21 protein-coding genes and 1 pseudogene are annotated in these 17,602 nt (G+C 36.4%); 15 read left to right on the forward strand and 7 right to left on the reverse strand.

Features of this window, described 5'->3' with window-relative positions:
• The first annotated feature begins 123 nt into the window (after positions 1-123).
• The 6 genes and pseudogenes from PN471_RS00845 (at position 124) to PN471_RS00870 (ending at position 5,513) form a co-directional block, all read left to right on the forward strand.
• The gene (locus PN471_RS00845; RefSeq protein ID WP_271775279.1) at positions 124-294 is read left to right on the forward strand and encodes a nucleotidyltransferase family protein; all 171 of its coding nucleotides are present in this window, start codon (positions 124-126) and stop codon (positions 292-294) included.
• A pseudogene (locus PN471_RS00850) lies at positions 275-597 on the forward strand (HepT-like ribonuclease domain-containing protein). The gene PN471_RS00845 and the pseudogene PN471_RS00850 overlap by 20 nt, the downstream one beginning before the upstream one ends.
• 94 nt (positions 598-691) lie before the next feature.
• A complete protein-coding gene (locus PN471_RS00855) occupies positions 692-1,432 on the forward strand; it encodes a phycocyanobilin:ferredoxin oxidoreductase (protein WP_271775281.1) in 741 nt (246 codons plus the stop codon).
• A gap of 621 nt (positions 1,433-2,053) precedes the next feature.
• A complete protein-coding gene (locus tag PN471_RS00860; RefSeq protein WP_271775282.1) occupies positions 2,054-3,472 on the forward strand; it encodes an HlyD family efflux transporter periplasmic adaptor subunit in 1,419 nt (472 codons plus the stop codon).
• A 69-nt stretch (positions 3,473-3,541) separates the two neighbouring features.
• Entirely contained in the window at positions 3,542-4,696 is a 1,155-nt protein-coding gene (gene devC / locus PN471_RS00865) for an ABC transporter permease DevC (protein ID WP_193895812.1), read from the forward strand.
• Positions 4,697-4,796: 100 nt separating this feature from the next.
• Positions 4,797-5,513: a DevA family ABC transporter ATP-binding protein gene (locus PN471_RS00870; protein WP_271775283.1), complete on the forward strand. Its 717-nt coding sequence runs from the start codon at positions 4,797-4,799 to the stop codon at positions 5,511-5,513.
• Here the strand turns inward: PN471_RS00870 and PN471_RS00875 are convergent, their stop codons facing one another.
• The gene (locus PN471_RS00875) at positions 5,514-6,302 is read right to left on the reverse strand and encodes a hypothetical protein (protein ID WP_193895808.1); all 789 of its coding nucleotides are present in this window, start codon (positions 6,300-6,302) and stop codon (positions 5,514-5,516) included.
• Between the two features lie 105 nt (positions 6,303-6,407).
• On the opposite strand from PN471_RS00875, the gene PN471_RS00880 reads away from it, so the two are divergent.
• The 3 genes from PN471_RS00880 (at position 6,408) to PN471_RS00890 (ending at position 8,333) form a co-directional block, all read left to right on the forward strand.
• Positions 6,408-7,223 carry an HAD-IIB family hydrolase gene (locus PN471_RS00880; protein WP_271775284.1) on the forward strand — a complete coding sequence of 272 codons (816 nt, stop codon included), beginning with the start codon at positions 6,408-6,410 and terminating at the stop codon, positions 7,221-7,223.
• A 489-nt stretch (positions 7,224-7,712) separates the two neighbouring features.
• The gene (locus tag PN471_RS00885; RefSeq protein WP_271775285.1) at positions 7,713-8,051 is read left to right on the forward strand and encodes a Mo-dependent nitrogenase C-terminal domain-containing protein; all 339 of its coding nucleotides are present in this window, start codon (positions 7,713-7,715) and stop codon (positions 8,049-8,051) included.
• Between the two features lie 9 nt (positions 8,052-8,060).
• Entirely contained in the window at positions 8,061-8,333 is a 273-nt protein-coding gene (locus PN471_RS00890; RefSeq protein WP_027400915.1) for a cupin domain-containing protein, read from the forward strand.
• Positions 8,334-8,395: 62 nt separating this feature from the next.
• Here the strand turns inward: PN471_RS00890 and PN471_RS00895 are convergent, their stop codons facing one another.
• The 4 genes from PN471_RS00895 to PN471_RS00910 form a co-directional block, all read right to left on the reverse strand.
• Positions 8,396-8,983: a Uma2 family endonuclease gene (locus PN471_RS00895; RefSeq protein ID WP_271775286.1), complete on the reverse strand. Its 588-nt coding sequence runs from the start codon at positions 8,981-8,983 to the stop codon at positions 8,396-8,398.
• A gap of 122 nt (positions 8,984-9,105) precedes the next feature.
• A complete protein-coding gene (locus PN471_RS00900; protein WP_193895802.1) occupies positions 9,106-9,537 on the reverse strand; it encodes an NUDIX hydrolase in 432 nt (143 codons plus the stop codon).
• 8 nt (positions 9,538-9,545) lie between these two features.
• A complete protein-coding gene (locus tag PN471_RS00905) occupies positions 9,546-9,998 on the reverse strand; it encodes a DUF3531 family protein (RefSeq protein ID WP_271775287.1) in 453 nt (150 codons plus the stop codon).
• 168 nt (positions 9,999-10,166) lie between these two features.
• Positions 10,167-11,129: a Sll0314/Alr1548 family TPR repeat-containing protein gene (locus PN471_RS00910; protein ID WP_271775288.1), complete on the reverse strand. Its 963-nt coding sequence runs from the start codon at positions 11,127-11,129 to the stop codon at positions 10,167-10,169.
• A 120-nt stretch (positions 11,130-11,249) separates the two neighbouring features.
• Here PN471_RS00910 and PN471_RS00915 point away from each other — a divergent pair, with 120 nt between their 5' ends.
• Both PN471_RS00915 and rsmG read left to right on the forward strand, forming a co-directional pair.
• Complete coding sequence (locus PN471_RS00915; RefSeq protein WP_271775289.1) at positions 11,250-11,909, forward strand: ABC transporter ATP-binding protein; 660 nt, start codon at positions 11,250-11,252, stop codon at positions 11,907-11,909.
• A 122-nt stretch (positions 11,910-12,031) separates the two neighbouring features.
• Positions 12,032-12,787, forward strand: coding sequence for a 16S rRNA (guanine(527)-N(7))-methyltransferase RsmG (gene rsmG / locus PN471_RS00920; protein ID WP_442867117.1), 756 nt, complete (start codon positions 12,032-12,034; stop codon positions 12,785-12,787).
• 193 nt (positions 12,788-12,980) lie between these two features.
• On the opposite strand, the gene PN471_RS00925 is transcribed toward rsmG, so the two are convergent.
• Both PN471_RS00925 and PN471_RS00930 read right to left on the reverse strand, forming a co-directional pair.
• Positions 12,981-13,373, reverse strand: a complete 393-nt coding sequence (locus tag PN471_RS00925) for a type II toxin-antitoxin system VapC family toxin (RefSeq protein WP_271775290.1) — start codon at positions 13,371-13,373, stop codon at positions 12,981-12,983.
• Positions 13,373-13,597 (reverse strand): FitA-like ribbon-helix-helix domain-containing protein, encoded by a 225-nt coding sequence (locus tag PN471_RS00930; protein ID WP_271775291.1) that lies wholly within the window; start codon positions 13,595-13,597, stop codon positions 13,373-13,375. The genes PN471_RS00925 and PN471_RS00930 overlap by 1 nt, the downstream gene beginning before the upstream one ends.
• A gap of 51 nt (positions 13,598-13,648) precedes the next feature.
• On the opposite strand from PN471_RS00930, the gene PN471_RS00935 reads away from it, so the two are divergent.
• The 4 genes from PN471_RS00935 to PN471_RS00950 all read left to right on the forward strand — a co-directional run bounded on the left by PN471_RS00935 (position 13,649) and on the right by PN471_RS00950 (position 17,452).
• Positions 13,649-13,858: a hypothetical protein gene (locus PN471_RS00935; protein ID WP_271775292.1), complete on the forward strand. Its 210-nt coding sequence runs from the start codon at positions 13,649-13,651 to the stop codon at positions 13,856-13,858.
• Between the two features lie 287 nt (positions 13,859-14,145).
• A complete protein-coding gene (locus PN471_RS00940) occupies positions 14,146-15,144 on the forward strand; it encodes a bifunctional riboflavin kinase/FAD synthetase (protein ID WP_271775293.1) in 999 nt (332 codons plus the stop codon).
• Positions 15,145-15,422: 278 nt separating this feature from the next.
• Positions 15,423-16,865, forward strand: a complete 1,443-nt coding sequence (locus PN471_RS00945) for an AAA family ATPase (RefSeq protein ID WP_193895791.1) — start codon at positions 15,423-15,425, stop codon at positions 16,863-16,865.
• Entirely contained in the window at positions 16,862-17,452 is a 591-nt protein-coding gene (locus PN471_RS00950) for a hypothetical protein (RefSeq protein WP_271775294.1), read from the forward strand. The genes PN471_RS00945 and PN471_RS00950 overlap by 4 nt, the downstream gene beginning before the upstream one ends.
• Positions 17,453-17,602 lie beyond the last annotated feature (150 nt).

Below are 17,602 nucleotides of genomic sequence, written 5' to 3' on the forward strand. Positions count from 1 at the left end.
TGCAGCCTACAAAACAAAAAACAAATCTCAAAACCAAAGAACCGTGGGGCGCACGGTCTTAAAGCTCAGTTAATGTCCTCATAGAGGAGTCACTGAGAAGCCCACACTCACCTGAAAGGGAGTGTGTGGAGTACGTCACTGGAGTTTAATCGTTCGGGTGGGTTGTTTCAACTTTTGCAAGTGCAGTATTATTTAGAAGATATTCTGGGATGTTCTGTTGATTTGGGAACGGAGAATGCTTTGAGAGAACATTTACGAAAACCTGTATTAAAGGATGTCATTCGTGCCGTCTAGAGATTGGCGGTTTCGTATTCAAGATATTGTCTTATCTATCAATGAAATTGAGCAAAGGACAAAGGGTGTAAGGTTTGAGGAATTTACAAAAAATCAAACGCTTGTCAAAGCTGTTCTCTATGATTTCGTCGTGATTGGAGAAGCTACTAGAAATGTTCCTAATGATATTCAGTTACGCTATCCTCTTATACCTTGGCGGTTAATGGGAGGGATGCGAAATGTTGTACTCACGAATATTTTCAAGTTGATTTGAGTAGAGTCTGGGAAACAATTCAAAATGATTTATCCTCATTATTGCCATAACTACAAGAGGTGCTAGAAAGAGAAATATCAGGAGAATAGTTGATCTGGTACAAATAATTGTAAACTAGGAAATAAATTGTATTTCCTAAATAAGATGTCTTCTATTCCTTCTCTTCGTGAAGAACAACATCCCCTGATTCATCAACTAGCTGATTGTATTGAAGCGGTTTGGCATAAACACCTAGACTTATCACCATACCATTTACCTGCGGAATTGGGATATGTAGAAGGTAAATTAGAAGGGGAAAAACTGATTATTGAAAATCGTTGTTATCAAAGTCCCCAGTTTCGCAAAATGCACTTGGAACTAGCCAGGGTGGGGAATATGTTAGATATTCTCCACTGTGTGATGTTTCCTCATACTGAATATGATCTGCCCCTATTTGGTTGTGATTTAGTCGGAGGTAGAGGTCAAATTAGTGCTGCTATTGCTGATCTTTCGCCGGTAAACTTAGATCGGATTTTACCAGATGGTTATAATTCCCAACTTAGTAAATTAACCACATCTAACTTTTCTCAACCTCGTGATTTACCGGAATGGGGCAATATTTTTTCCGATTTTTGTCTGTTTATTCGTCCTAGTTCCCCGGAAGAAGAAACAAGTTTTTTGTCTCACGTAGAATCATTTTTAGAGATTCATTGTACCCAAGCGATCGCCTCTAGTCCAGTTGCACCGGAAAAAGTGGCTGAAATTGTTGCTGGACAACATAATTATTGTACCAAACAACAACAAAATGATAAAACCCGTAGAGTTTTAGAAAAGGCTTTTGGTGTAGATTGGGCTGAAAATTATATGACTAAAGTTTTATTTGACTTGCCAGATTTACCAGAATAATCTGAGAAAATATTACCAGAAGTGCCAGCAATTAAAAATTGCTATTACTTGATTTGCAGAGTCAGATCCCCGACTTCTCTAAGAAGTCGGGGATCTTATAGTTCATAATTAAAAATTGCTATTACCATATCTGTAAAATGCGTTACGTTTTCCCTCAACTGATAAATGTAGAATTTATCTGAAGTCATCATTACTGATACTTTTAGGAGGGAAAACTAACGTTAATCACGAAAATTCCTAGTTATCTGGTTTTGGCTGATAATTAGTAATTATTAATTGTTAAAACTCTTACCTATTTGCTCTTGTAAACTTTAACTTTTGAAGTTTCGCAAATCTTCTAAAAAATGAAATGTGAAATCTCAACTAATAATGATTTATTAAATCTACCAATTGTATACCAGGTTGCTTTAAGACAGAAATTTTCATGTCAAGATAATACACCTGAATAATCACAAAGTGTAGTTTATACAAGGTTGATTATATCCAACCATAATTATAAACTTGCCAAAACAAAAGCCCAAAAAGGTGTAAGTCTTGCATAAAGTTTGCTGTGGATTTTAATTACAGCTAATTTACTTTTTTAGTTTCATCACCATAATTCAGATAAATAGGTTAAATATCATGTCAAGGGTGAATGAAAAATCAAAATCCCCGGAAAAGGCACTTGAGCAGCCGAAAATTTGGTTAAGTATTGCTGTAGCTTTACCCGTTGCTATAGCTGCTGGGTTCTTAGCTACAGCGAGAATGGAACAATTAAAAAAACTGACTTCTGCTGTATCTGTAGCCCCAGTTCCTAATAGTATTACTGCCATAGGACGCTTAGAACCAAGAGGAGAAGTAGTTAAACTTTCTGCACCAGCGGGTTTATCAGGAAGTTCACGAGTCCAGCAACTTTTAGTCAGAGAAGGACAACGAGTACAGCAAGGACAGGTTGTGGCAATTTTAGATAGCCGCGACACCAGTATGGCAGTAGTAGAAGAAGCCAAAGCTAAATTGCAAGAATCCCGTGCCAATTTAGCCCAAGTTAGTGCTGGTCCACCCAGAGATGCTCAAGCTCAAAGATTCATTATTTCTCGGTTACAAGCCCAATTAGCGGGGGAAAAAGAGGCTCAACAGGCGACAATTAGCCGAATTGCTGCCCAGTTAAGTGGTGAGAAGGTTGCCCAACAAGCCACAGTCAACCGTTTGGAAGCGGAACTAATGGGACAAAGAAATTCCTTGAAAGCTAATATGGAGCGGATTCGAGCCGAACAACGAAATGCTCAGGTAGATTATGGGCGTTATGAATTTTTATATGGACAAGGTGCTATTTCTCAGCAAGAACGCGATCGCCGCCGCTTAAGTGCGTTAACTACAAATCAGCAGTTAATCGAAAGTCAAGCTAGTTTAAAACGGGCAATAGATACCATTCAACAGCAAGTTTCCGAAGCTAGAGCTAATCAAATTAAAACCCTAGCCACTTTACAACAGCAGTTAATTGAAGCCACAGCCAACCGTAACAAAACTGTCTCCACTTTACAAAGACAAATAGACGAAGAAAGAGAAAGATTGAGCAGAATATTAGTAGTTAGTCCGCTCAATGTCCAAGTAGCCCAAGCACAAGTTACTAATGCCATTGCTTTAATGAGGAAAGCCCAAGTAGAACTTCAACAAAGCTATGTTAAAGCTCCTAGTTCTGGTGAAATCTTAAAAATTTATACCAAATCCGGGGAAATCATGGGAGCAAATGGAATTGCGGAAATTGGACAAACAGATCAGATGTTCGTAGTTGCAGAAGTTCCTGAAGATAGTATTAATAAAGTTCGTTTGGGTCAAACTGCTACTATCTCTAGTGACAACGGCGCATTTAACGGTCAATTAAAAGGCTCAATCACATCAATTGGTAGAAAAATTGGCAAAAAAGATGTCTTAAATAATGATCCAGCCGCAGATATTGATGCCAGAGTTGTAGAAGTGAAAATTGCCCTATCTCCAGAATTTACTAAGCAAGTTTCTGGTTTAACTAACGCTAAAGTCACCGTAGAAATTAATGAGAATTAACCTCATATTTCTCTGCCAAATATTCATGTTCAACTACTTAATTAGTATTCAGATCAAAAGATTTAAAAAATGGCAGTAAAAATACCTTTATCTTGGCTACAACTGACAAGAGAAAAAACTCGCCTAGCCGTAGCTTTGTCAGGTATTGCCTTTGCTGATATTTTAATGTTCATGCAGCTAGGTTTCCGAGATGCACTCTATTACAGTAACGTCAGAATGCACAGTAGTCTAGTTGGCGATGTGGTTTTAATTAACAGTCAATCTAATGCTGTTTTGGCTATGAAAACCTTTTCCCAACGGCGTTTATATAAGGCGTTAGATTTGCCCACAGTGCAATCAGTACATCCTATATATTTAGACTATACAAGCTGGAGAAATCCTGTTACAGGTCGTCCTCGCAGTATCTTAATTTTTGGTATGAATCCAGAGGTTAATCTTTTTGATTTACCCGGAGTCGAGGAAAATTTAAATAAACTCAAACTACCTGATGTGGTTTTATATGACCGTTCTTCTCGGGTGGAGTATGGTCCGATCGCTGATAGTTTTAATGCCGGAAAAGTTGTCACAGCAGAAGTACGCAGAAGAAAAGTTCAGGTGGGTGGATTATTTACATTAGGGGCATCTTTTGGTGCAGATGGAAATTTGATTACCAGTGATGTTAACTTTTTGCGGATTTTTAATAACCGTCAACGGGGATTGATTGATATTGGTATTATTAAGTTAAAACCTGGGGCTGATCCCATAGTGGTAGCTCAAGAATTGCGCAGTTATCTACCTACAGATATTAATGTTTTAACTAAGGAAGAATTTATTGAATTTGAGAGAAATTATTGGGCAAGTAGTACGGCTATTGGCTTTATTTTTACCTTGGGAACAATTATGGGTTTTATTGTGGGAACTGTAATTGTTTATCAGATTTTGTATACAGAAGTTAATGATCATTTATCTGAATATGCTACGCTCAAAGCTATAGGTTACACTCAAAATTATTTACTAACTGTGATTCTTCAAGAGGCTTTTTTATTAGCAGTTGTTGGTTATTTACCTGGATTTGCTTGCGCTTTGGTTCTTTATAATGTTGCTAGAGATGCTACACTTTTACCCATATTTATGAGTTATAATCGCGCCATTATGGTAATCATGTTAACTATTCTAATGTGTTTTATTTCGGGGATGATTGCTATTCGGAAATTAAGCTCTGCCGATCCAGCCGATATTTTTTAGATTAGTTATTAGTTATTGGTCATTGGTCATTGGTCATTGGAAAAAACAATATTTATTCTTCCTTCTTCCTTCTTCCTCCGAACACCGAACTCTTTTTATTATGATCAACAAAGAACCTGTAATATCTATTAAAAATATCAATCACTACTACGGTAAAGGATCGCTGAGAAAGCAGATTCTATTTGATATCAGTTTGGAAATATATGCCGGAGAAATTGTGATTATGACTGGACCATCTGGTTCAGGAAAAACGACCTTATTAAGTTTGATTGGTGGGTTAAGGTCGGTACAAGAGGGAAGTTTAAAATTTTTAGGTGATGAATTGTGTGGTGCTAGTCAAAATAAACTGGTACAGATGAGACGGAAGATTGGTTATATTTTCCAAGCTCATAATTTATTGGGTTTTTTAACGGCTAGGCAAAATGTGCAGATGGCTGTGGAATTAAATAATAGTATTTCTCAATCAACGGCTATTTCTCAGTCAGAGGAGATGCTGGCATCTGTAGGGTTACAAGAACGGGTTAACTACTATCCAGATAATTTATCTGGTGGACAAAAACAAAGAATAGCGATCGCTCGCGCCTTAGTCAATCATCCTCCCCTAGTCTTAGCCGATGAACCAACAGCCGCATTAGACAAACAATCAGGACGTGATGTAGTAGAAATCATGCAGCGTCTAGCCAAAGAACAGGGAACCGCCATCCTATTAGTAACTCACGACAACCGGATCTTAGATATTGCCGATCGCATTGTGGAAATGGAAGATGGTCTTCTTACTCGTGATGCTCAAAATATTCCTTCTAAGCATAACTCCTAACTATTGTCTCGTCGGAGGAGTTTGACGGCTAGTTCTAAATGTCACATTTACCCCCTCATTTGACTGTTCTAGTACCAGCAACGGAGTCGGTTTAGCCTTTTGATCCCAGTGTATATAAACAATCCGACCTTGAATAGTAGGTTGCCAAGTATCGTCATCTTCTCTGGGACTAAGGTATGTTTCTATACAATCAATAATTTGACTAATGGTAGAAGAAGTAGCTTGAGTTGGTAACTTCATTAACCGAATTTGCGCTCGAAACAGCACCCGCTTGACAATGTTGGGTGCTACACCAGTTTCATACTCGATATCAAACGTTTCATCTACTTGCCTACCTGTACTACTAGAAATCCCCACAGACCCTATATTAGCTTGGTTAGGACGCAGTGATAAAGAGATCTTATCTTTAACTTTGACTTTAATTTGATTCACTAGAGCAAAATGGAATACTTCCTCTGACATTCGCATCCGCAGATAATCTAGGTTAAATTCTCGTGAGTGAACTAAATCTGGATTCGTTTCCATTTTGCGAATAGTTTCCAAAGCCAACTTCAACTTTTTCTCTAATTCTCGCGTGCGGAATTGTTCAAATTTGAGTTTTTTCTCACCCCTTTGCACTATGATTCTGGCATAGACAATGACAGCAACCAGAACTAAGACCATTCCTCCACCCGCAAACAGCAGCAATGGTAGAGGTAAACTGTGAGACTTCTGGATAACAGGTAAGACTTTACTCGTTTGTGTCGTCTTAGATCCAGAAGATTGAGCCAGAAAAATCGTACTAACCATAATTGACAACCTGAAATTATTAACTCCCGATGTTTATAATGCCCAAATCTTACTGAGTAGTTCGCCGTAGTATAAATATTTTCTAGCTTTTCTTGGTAATATCATATGTACAAACCTATTAGTGACTTGGATCAGCATCTTATCAATATACAGCAGTTGTCTGATATAACATCCGCGCATTCATATCATATTCACCTATTGGCAACAGATATGGATGGAACAATCACTAAACATGGCAAATTTACGCCTCAATTACTAAATACTTTAGAGCAGCTATCCGCAGCTAAAATTCCGGTCTTAATTGTTACTGGAAGGTCTGCTGGATGGGTAAGCGCTATCAGTAGTTTAATGCCTATAGCTGGTGCGATAGCTGAAAATGGTGGTTTATTTTATCCATCAGACAATTCTGATCCAGTTACACTCACCCATATTCCTGACCTAGTTAACCATCGTCAAGATTTAGCCGAGGCTTTTGTTAACTTACAAACTTATTTTCCACAAATTCAAGAATCCGCTGATAATTTATTTCGAGTCACAGACTGGACTTTTGATCTTACCTCACTGACAACCGAGGAACTACAAAAAATAGGTAATCTTTGTCAACAGATGGGTTGGGGATTTACTTACAGCAACGTTCAGTGTCATATTCAACCCCCAGGACAAAATAAAGCTGCCGGTTTATTAAAAGTTCTACGTCAATATTTTCCTACCTACTTCCCCGAACAGGTGATCACTGTTGGTGACAGTCCCAATGATGAAAGTTTATTTAACCAGCGTTATTTTCCTATTTCCGTAGGTGTAGCAAATATACGCGGTTATGAAAATCAGTTACAACATAAACCTACTTATATAACTACAGCATCCGAAGGAGAAGGTTTCTGCGAGTTCTGTAGTTATATTTTACAAAACTGTCAGCGGTAGGGGGAGTCAGGAGTCAGGAGTTCAGGGGAAAGAAGAAAGAAGAAGAAAATTCCCTATTCCCTATTCCCTATTCCCCACGAGAAAGTAACCTCCACAACTTTCTTCTCGATCTTCTATCACCTAAAATTAATGTCATCATCTCCTCATGATTATGCAGTTCAGCTAGAGGAGAAAGCTAGATACATCAGTCTTTCCAGCAATTCTCCCTGGAATTACTGTGCCGTTTTATTACCATTCATAGAGATTATATATATAAAATTAATATATTCAATATCAGAAATCCATAGGCTAAGGCTATACCATTTTTATATTTTCTTTGTTATTTTGTATTCAACTGAACAGTTCTTCCACACAAAGCCAGTTTAAATAAAAATTAGTTCAACTACTTTACCGTTCTTTAAGTTCAGTGAAAATTTCCCAGACAATTTGTTGTGCAAATTGCCACATTGGCAAAATTTTATCAATCTCATCTACATAGGACTTACCATCATGCTAAAAACAAATAGTCAACCAATGGTTATCTCTAGTTTTGTCAACCCTATCAAAGAAACCCATTCAGTTAAAAATAAGTTTGATTTATTGCAAAAAATCCGTCAATGGTTCGACGAAATTGAAATTGATAATCCTCGAGTTGCTAGATTAATTGCTAAATTAATTCCTGCCCAATGTCCCTTTGAGCGTGATATCGTGGTTTTTGGTCGAAAAATCGCCCATATTCCACCTTTATGCAAATTCAACCCCCTCTATGATCAGTTTGTCGGCTTGCGTTTTCGTGCATTATGTTATTTAGTAGATAAGTGTGGAGAAGATATCCAATCTTATTGTTAAATACAACTCATGGAAATTAAAGTCGTACATCAACCAAATCTTGCACATCTTAATGAGTTAGATGTATTCAACTGGCCAATTTGGGAAAAGGAAATATCTAAATTTTCTTGGACTTACGATGATCAAGAAACTTGCTACTTTTTAGCAGGTAATGTTGTTGTCACTCCTGATGGAGGACAAGCGGTACAAATGGGTAAGGGAGACCTAGTAACTTTTCCCGCTGGGATGTCTTGTACATGGGAAATTACCAGGGACGTAAAAAAACATTATTGCTTTGATTAGTATTTCTGCAATCTCAATAACTAATATCTGAAGAGATGGATTGGATATTATTGAGAGGTTTGCTAGGAAATTATTGATCCCAAAATATCATCTACAACTAAATTAATTTCGGGGAATGCTTGAATTGACATTTTTTCTCCTCGACTGAGTTTTTGAATGTCGCTATACCCATTTTCGCTAGGGTAGCGATAAAAAATAATCACTTGTTCATAAATATCAACTAACCAAACTTCAGTAATACCACTACTAGCATAGAGAGGAATTTTCACGTCTCTATCATATTCCAGACTGCTATCTGCAACTTCAATTAAGAGAAATACATCCTGGGGTTGAGGGTGTCCAGATTCATAAAAATCTGCACGAGGTTTCAGTAGTGCGATATCTGGTTGGGGTTCAGATAAGTTATTTAGGGTAATCGGATTTTGTACAGCAATTATGACTTTTTTACCCAGTAATTGCGAAAAAACTGAATTTAAACGATTTACACAAGCTGTGTGTCTTCTACCAATTGGTGACATTTCTATAATTTCTCCATTAATTAGTTCTACTTTATCATTTTCTGAAAAAATACCGGCTTCGCTCATTTGATGGTATTGAGAAACATTGAGACGAAAGGTGTTAAGGCGTGGTTTTGCTAATTGTAGAGTCATAATTAACTTCCTGTATTTACCTTTAGTTTTAATATAGCAATCTTGAGTGATTAAGATCCCCGACTTCTTAACTTAATTGATTATTTACTGACAGGATAGAAAAAGAAGTCGGGGATCTAAGTTTATAGATAATCAAAAAAGACTTCGGGAACTAATCGTAATTCACCAGATTTAAACCGAGAAATATCTACCCACAATGCGCGATGTTGACGTTCTGGTGTTTCTGCAAAAGTTAAACTTTCGATTTGATAAAACTGGGAATCAGCAAAGTCGCATTCATAGAGTTGAATGATTTCATGTCCTTGTCTACCGTTAAAAGTAAATAAGTTTTCGATACAACTTAAATAGCGAATATTTGTTAATTCGGCTTGAATTTCTTCTTGAAATTCTCTAGCTAAGGCGATGCGGCTAGTTTCGCCAAATTCTACGCCACCTCCTAAAGCCCGATAGAATGTTGATTGTTTTTTAGGATCGAATCCTTCAGAAACAAAGATTCTATTACCATCTCGAATGAGTGCTAAAACAATCACCCGAATTTGACCTTCTTTATTCATAACTACAATTAATTATCGTAAATGGAAGAGGGACGACTTTCATTATCTTCTATAGACCAATCTGAATTTTCGCCACCAATGTATAGTTCTTGAATAGTGACATATTCTTGAGTTAGTTGAGTGAGGGCGTTGATGAGAATATCTAAGGCGATCGCATCACTTGTACCTAAATCAAACCAGCAACGCCCCCATTCTCCTTCGTATTCAAATTCACCCATGTTGTGCATCAAAGCTAGTAAGCTTTTATCATAGCCTTTTGCATCATAGTCCATGTAGCTGATATCAAATCCTGCGTCTTGGATTTGCAGATTTTCCGCATTAAATCCCCCTAATTTACCTAGATAAAACCAGGAATTGAAGACTTCTTCTACATATTGTTTTTCCCGTTGGGAGGGAACATTGCTGAACTTAAACCAAATCCAAACATCAAAAGGATTAAACTCGCGGAATTGAATTTGCATTTTTGTAACTGGTAATGGGTAATGGGTAATGGGTAATGGGTAATGGGTAATGGGTAATGGGTAATTGGTAATTGGTAATTGGTAATTGGTAATGGGTAATTGGTAATTGGTAATTGGTAATGGGTAATGGGTAATTGGTAATTGGTAGTTGGTAATTATTCCTCTTGCCTATTGCCTATTGCCTCTTGCCTCTTGCCTCTTGCCTATTCTTTGACTACTAACAGCCTGATTGCGTTCATGTTCAATTTGTTTGACTAAATTAGTAGGAAGTTGGGATTTTTTGGTTAATGCTTTATCAAAATTAGTTATTGCTTCCTTAATTAAATCCTGACTTTTTTCCGCTTTCCCCTTTTCATGGAGAATTTGGGCTTTAAGATAGTAAATTTCTGGGTTGTCAGCAGTTGTTTTTAAGGCGCGGTTGACATAATCTAAAGCTTGGGAGTATTGTTTTAAATCTCGATAAGCTAAAGCAATACCTCTATTTACTAAATAATTAGGAGCAGCATTTTTTTCCAATCTTTCAATTACTTGATCTGGACTAGTAAAAGGTAAATTCACAGCTAACATTAAATCCATATAGCCGCGAATTAAGTTTAACTCTGGATCATTAGCAGAAATATCTTCGGCTCTGTCAAGATATGTATAGACTTTCCGCAACCGACTCAAAGCTTGGGGGACACCATTTACAGTTCCTTCTCGATTTAAAATTACTGCACCTGTCAAAAAATGACCGACAGCAGTATATAAGTTACCACGTAACGGATCACTGGCGATCAGATTTTGTCCAGTTTCTAGAGTTTTGCTGCTGTATTTTTCTAAACTAGCGCTATCTTGATTTTGATATGCTAAAGAAGCCTGAATGGCGTAAACTAGAGGTTCATTGGGTTCGCTAGAGGCGGCTTTTTGTAAAGCATCTTTGGCGAGGGAGTAATTTCCTTGTTGAAAAATAGCATTAAAAGCGGCTTCTGTGCGATCGCCAATTTTAGGCGATTCTTGACCCCGAAAGGGATCACCTGCAAAGGAAGGATTTACCAAGATATGGAAAATGATAGAAGTCGCCACAGTTACTTTTAAAAAAGTAGGCGATCGCCAGAATATCCTTAATTGAGCAATTAAAAACTGTTTAAACATAATAGCCTTCCCGAATAATTACGGTTGAAATTGTTGTATCTATTACCTAAAATGCCAAAATAGTGAATTTAAATTAGTCTATTTCCGCCAAAAATTTTCATAACTCGGTAATTTACACAAATGCTCTATCTTAGAAATCTAACTTATCACCCCACAGCCTGTCCAAAAGCCATCCTCCAAGCTATAAATTTAGAATTACCACCCCAGAAACTAGGTTTAATTATTGGGCCTAGCGGTTCGGGTAAAAGCACCTTATTAGAAATTTTATCTGGATTGGCTAACCCTACTGCTGGTGGGGTTTTTTGGCGAGAACAGGGACTCATAGCCGAACAATTACAACAATTAGCAGGTTTAGTATTTCAATTTCCAGAACGCCATTTCTGCGGGGGGACAATTTTAGAAGAATTACGCTTAGGACATCCCGAACTGGGAACAGAACAGGTTAAACAAGCATTAACTGAAGTTGGATTAGATCATTTATCCTTGTCCGCAGCACCTCATGCTTTAAGCGGTGGACAACAGCGACGTTTAGCTTTAGCGGTACAATTAATTCGTCAACCAAATTTATTATTATTAGATGAGCCTACAGCGGGTTTGGACTGGTCAATGCGTCGCCAGCTGATCAATTTACTAGCCAAACTCAAAAAAGATTGGACATTGTTAGTTGTAACACACGATGCAGGTGATATGTTACCAATAGCTGATTATTGTTGGACATTAGATCATGGGGTTTTAAGATCAGGAGTCAGGAGTCAGGGAGAAGAGGTAAAATCTGCTTGAGACTAAATTAATTTTAAGAGTAATTGAACGCAGATGAACGCAGATGAACACAGATAAGGAAGGATGAATTCATACCCTTAATCAGTAACGCCAAAATAGCTTAAAAAAATTAATTTTCACCAATGGATTTAGAATCTTTAGCGATCGCTAATTTGCCAGAAATGGCGGAAATATGGCAAAAAACTCTGAATTGGCAACCAACAACTGATCAAGCAGAGCAATTTCAACAGCTTTATCAATTAATTATTGCTGGAAATCGTCAACTGAATTTAACTCGCATTACTGAACCTGATGAATTTTGGGAAAAACATCTTTGGGATTCTTTACGGGGAATTGCACCTAAACAGGTATTTATTCCTGGGATTGAACAGGGTAAGCGGATAATTGATATTGGTACGGGTGCGGGGTTTCCTGGTATCCCCATTTCTCTAATTTTTCCTAATTCTCAAGTTACACTTTTGGATTCTACGGGTAAGAAAATTACTTTTATTGAGACAGTTTTATCAGCACTAGCTGTGAATAATGCTAAAACTTTACTGGGTAGAGTGGAAGAAATTGGTCAACAAATTCAACACAGACAACAGTATGATCTATCTGTAATCCGGGCTGTGAGTAATGTTTCTGCTTGTGCGGAGTATTCCTTACCTTTGGTGAGAAAAGGCGGTTTGGCGCTAATTTATCGCGGTACTTGGACTCAAGCAGAAAATGAAAGTTTAGAAGCTGCTGTTGAGCAATTAGGTGGAGTCATTGAATTAATTGAGGAATTTTCCACTCCCTTGAGTAATAGTATTCGTCATTGTCTTTATTTGCGAAAAGTAGCCAGCACACCAATTAGTTTTCCCCGTGGGGTTGGTATACCTAACCAAAAACCTTTGTAGATAGGCAGATACTAAATTAGGACTTAAGGAAATTGATTTTTTGATGATTTTTGCGCGATAGCGAAGCTGCAAGTAGTTTGCTACTTATAGCCATTCTCATGCTAGTGAGGTACAAAGTTTTTTCGTTTTAGGGAACAGCAAGGATTAGGGTACAGAGAAGAAATTGGTGTGTACTTCATTATCTGATTCTAACCTATGCCAGTAGGAGAACATAATCGCCAAACTTAGCCGCCAGTTTCCGATCATGTGTAATTAGCTGAGTATTATATTGAATCGCTGCTGCCACAAATAACGTATCGTAGAACGAATGACTTGCTTCAACTGCTAGTTTTAGAGCAACATCCCGAATTTGAGAACTAGAAATCATTACATCAACCAATGCCTCTGCATCTTGCATGGCATCTAAACCTATTGGCAACGGTAATTGTCGAAATTGTATCCATTGCCAAATTACATTCCCCAACTCGGCAAACAACGAATCAGGCACAATAATCTGGTCTACAGATTCTAACGTAGCGATCGCTTGTTCATATTTATCCTCTACGTGTAATAGAGCATAGGCCAACACCATAGTATCAATTACCATCAGGGTCGTCCTTCTGATTTCCAAGACTGTATCCGACTTTCTGTTTCCATCGGTAATATCTCCACCCGTTGACGAATACGAGCAATCACTTCATCTCTTTGTCCATAGCGTTTTTGCAACAAATCGCGGACTTCTTGCTCCATAGAAACTCCCTTTTGTCCTGCTAAGTATTTAATGCGCTCCACCAACTCATCAGATATATTGCGAATAGTAATTGTTGCCATAAGGACTTATTTGTTAGTGTTGATCTACTACCTAATTTTAATGATAGCACTTTGCTGGCATTTAATCTAAATAATATTTCTAATGTGATCATTGATGCACCTAACTTACCTATGGGAATGGATTTAGGCGATCGCCTCATCAAAGTTTTGCCAAGTTATAACAGTGGTACATTAGTGCAAGTGGGAATAGATGCTACTGTTTTCTTGCGAGGAGTGTTATTAAATGCTAATGGTGAACCTATTTCTCGAGAATCAGGATAGATTATTGCTGGTACACTGAAAATTCCTTTCAGGTAAACGTGAGTTCAACGAAATTTATAAGTAATTAGGAAAAATAAATTACACATATTTTTTTCCTGTTCCCTGTTCCCCGTTCCCTCTCTCCACGTAGGAAATTAATTTTTCACCATAGCTTATAACCTTTGCTTCGCAAATCAATACCAATGTTCCATAGTAACTCGATTTTAGATTAAATTGGTGATTAGATATCTAAAGCGTGAGAGCCTCAACGCTGATAGCGACAACAAACCTAAAATCCCAGAATCCAAGTGTTAAATTTGTCTCAAAATGGGTGTTCTGTATGGGTTGCTTCTTCAACAGAAGAACTGCTGACACCGACTGCTGTTGCTCTTGGCAAATTTGATGGTGTTCATCTTGGTCATCAAAGAGTGATTCAGCCAGTATTGCAGTCAGTATGGAGTCAAGAAAATTCAGTCCGCCCCTACTCAACAGTTGTTACATTTGATCCCCATCCCCAAGAGTTTTTTACTGGACTTCCCCGTGATTTGTTAACACCACTAGATGAAAAAGTTGCACAATTGCGATCGCTTGGGGTAGAACAATTGGTATTATTACCCTTCGATAGAGAACTATCTGCCCTTTCTCCCGAAGAATTTGTAGATAAAATCCTGGTTCAACAACTGCAATGTCAACAAATTAGCGTCGGACAAGACTTTTGTTTCGGTAAAAAGCGCATGGGTACTGCTCAAGATTTGCAAGCGATCGCCGCGAAATACAACATACCCGTAACAATAGTTCCTATAAAAACTGATACAGATATTTTGCCAGCAACAGATGATGCTCGCATCAGTACCTCATTAATCCGCGAAAGTTTGGAAGCAGGTGATATTCCCAAAGCAAATCGGCTTTTGGGAAGACCTTATACTCTCACAGGTGAAGTAGTAACAGGTCAAAAATTAGGGAGAACTATTGGTTTTCCTACCGCCAACATTCAACTACCAAAAGACAAATTTTTACCCCGTCATGGTGTTTACGCTATTGAGGCAATTATCCATAACGAAACTCCAGATAAATCTCCCACTCAGCATTTTGGAGTTATGAATATCGGCAACCGTCCCACAATTAACGGTATAGATACTCGTGTAGAAGTACATTTATTCAATTGGTCTGGTGATTTATACGGGAAAATTTTGGAGATACAGCTAGTAAAATTTTTGCGTCCTGAACAGAAATTTCCTTCCTTAGAAGCGCTGAAAAACCAAATTCAACTTGATTGTACAGCAGCTAAAGCAATTTTTAGTTGTTAATATTGGGGGAATTTTCAATGGTAATCTCAACATTACAGTGATTTTTAGGTAAATAAACCACATTTTAAAGTCTCACGCCAAGGCGCAAAGTCGCAAAGGAAGAAAGTAATATAAAAACAAGAGTGTGGTACAAGTAAATTAAAATTGCTGTAATGAGAAAGGTAAGAAGCGCATCTACACAGGAAACACTACTTCTGTAATATGAAATATTATGGGAGGTATAACTTCCCAAAAAGTATTCCTATTATTGTCTAATCATAAAAAAATCACATTTACCTATGCAAAAAATAATCATCGAAAATTTTGGTCCAATTCAATATGCAGAAATTGAAGTCAAGAAAATATTAGTTTTGATTGGTGAACAAGCTAGTGGTAAAAGCACTATTGCTAAATTGATTTATTTTTTTAAATCACTAAGGGATGATTTATTTAGCCAAATATATCAGGATACGCAGAAGGATTATTTTGATATTACTTCTGATCTTATATTTCCAATAAGAGAAAAGTTTTATGATTTTTTTGGTTCTACATTGCACTTACCTAATTTTGAAATAAAATTTTATTATAGTGCAGAGAATGACAAATATCTAAAATTAAGTCTTAATGATAAGAAAAGACTAGATTCTCGATTTAGTGATAATTTATTAAATGAGAATTTTAGAACTTCCGCAACTGCAATTAAAAAACTTTTTCAGCAGAGTTTAAATACAAATGATATTTATGAACAATTGACTTATGAGCAAAATAAAATTAAATACGCTCAAAGGCTTTCTAAACTATTGAATGAATCATTTCAAATGTATCATGAAGATTCATTATTTGTAATCGCTGGTAGGAATGCAACAGTAAGTTATTCTGACTTATTTGAAAAATTATTGTTTGCAGATGTTAGCAGTCGTTTAGAGAAAAATAGCAAGAAGAAATTTGCAGGTAAGCAACAAACAATAGATGAAACATTAATGCTAAAATTTATGGAAAAAGTTGATATAATTAAAGGTAAATTTAAAAAAATTGGCAATGGTAATTTTGAAGGGGTAATTGAAAGTTATGAAGATGATGAAAATCTCAAACAAAAATTATATGATATCAAAAAACGAATAGATGAAATACTCAAAGGTGAATACAGAATTGATAATTGGGGAGAGAAAATAGTATTTAACAAGGAAACAGAAGAATATGTTAAGCTTTCTAATACTTCATCAGGACAACAAGAATCTATAAGAATTTTACAAGATATCTTTCTAAATATTCTTGATAATACAAAAGTATTAAGAATTTTGGAAGAACCAGAAGCTCATTTATTCCCTATTGCTCAAAAGCAATTGATTGAGTTATTAGCTTTAATGATAAATCAAAATGATGACAACCAACTAATTATAACAACCCATAGTCCCTATGTTCTCACAGTTTTTAATAATTTACTCTTCGCGAATAGAGTAGTTGAAAAAAATCCGTCAACAGAATCAGAAGTAGCACAAATAATTCCCCAAGATTCTTGGTTAAGTGCTAAAGATTTTTCTGCTTATTCTTTGGGAAATCAATCCGTTGGTGATAGCTTGCGTGGCGACGTAGGAGCAATGGATAGTAATTATTGTGAACCTATCTTTAATCAAGAAAAAGGTACTATTCAACAAAATTATTTAGATACAGTTTCCGAAATTTTGGGTGGTGATTTTCAAGCTTTGTATAGTATTCACGCTAAAACTTTCAAAAGAAAATGAGCAAATTTGAGGATATTAAAGAACTTCTATCAACTGCTTTTGATAATTTTTCCGATGTTCTAGAAATTGAAATGAGATCAGAATTTTCAATCATAGACTATCAAGGACAGTCTTTTATTATTATCAATATAAATTCAGATGATGACACATTTACTATTAAACTAAATGGTGTTGACACGGTGGAAAATGGTTTTGATATCACTAAACTATTTAATGTAATCAATGCTAAAATGGTTGGTTTTATTCCTATTGACGGCAAAAAAGGACTTTTAGGATTTGGTGATTCCCATTGCGATTTTGTATTTTTTGATGAAAATAATTTTTGTTTTGTAGAGTTCAAATTAAATGCAACGAGTTTAAGAAAAGTAGATGCAAACCGCGATAAAGCTATTAGACAATTAACTAATACTATTGATTTATTTGATAAGAAATTAAATGGAAATTACGCGGATTTAAATTTAGAAGCTTATGTTTGTACTCCTGAATTTTACCCAAGATTTAATTCAAGCTGGATAGCATTTGCGAAAGATTTTTTAGAAGAGTATGGTTTTGAACTTTTTGAAATAAACAATAAAATCTGTGATTGAATAATATATTTAGGGCTTGCTGAAAAAGTCGTATTTAAGCCAGACCAAGAATCAATTAGCAATGCTTGTAAGTGAAAACATAATTAATTATATGAAGTAATTTGAGTAAATATAATATTTTCTAATCATCCAAATCTAAAAATAGGAAAA

The sequence above is a fragment of the Aphanizomenon sp. CS-733/32 genome (genome assembly GCF_028330045.1).
Lineage (GTDB): Bacteria > Cyanobacteriota > Cyanobacteriia > Cyanobacteriales > Nostocaceae > Dolichospermum > Dolichospermum gracile.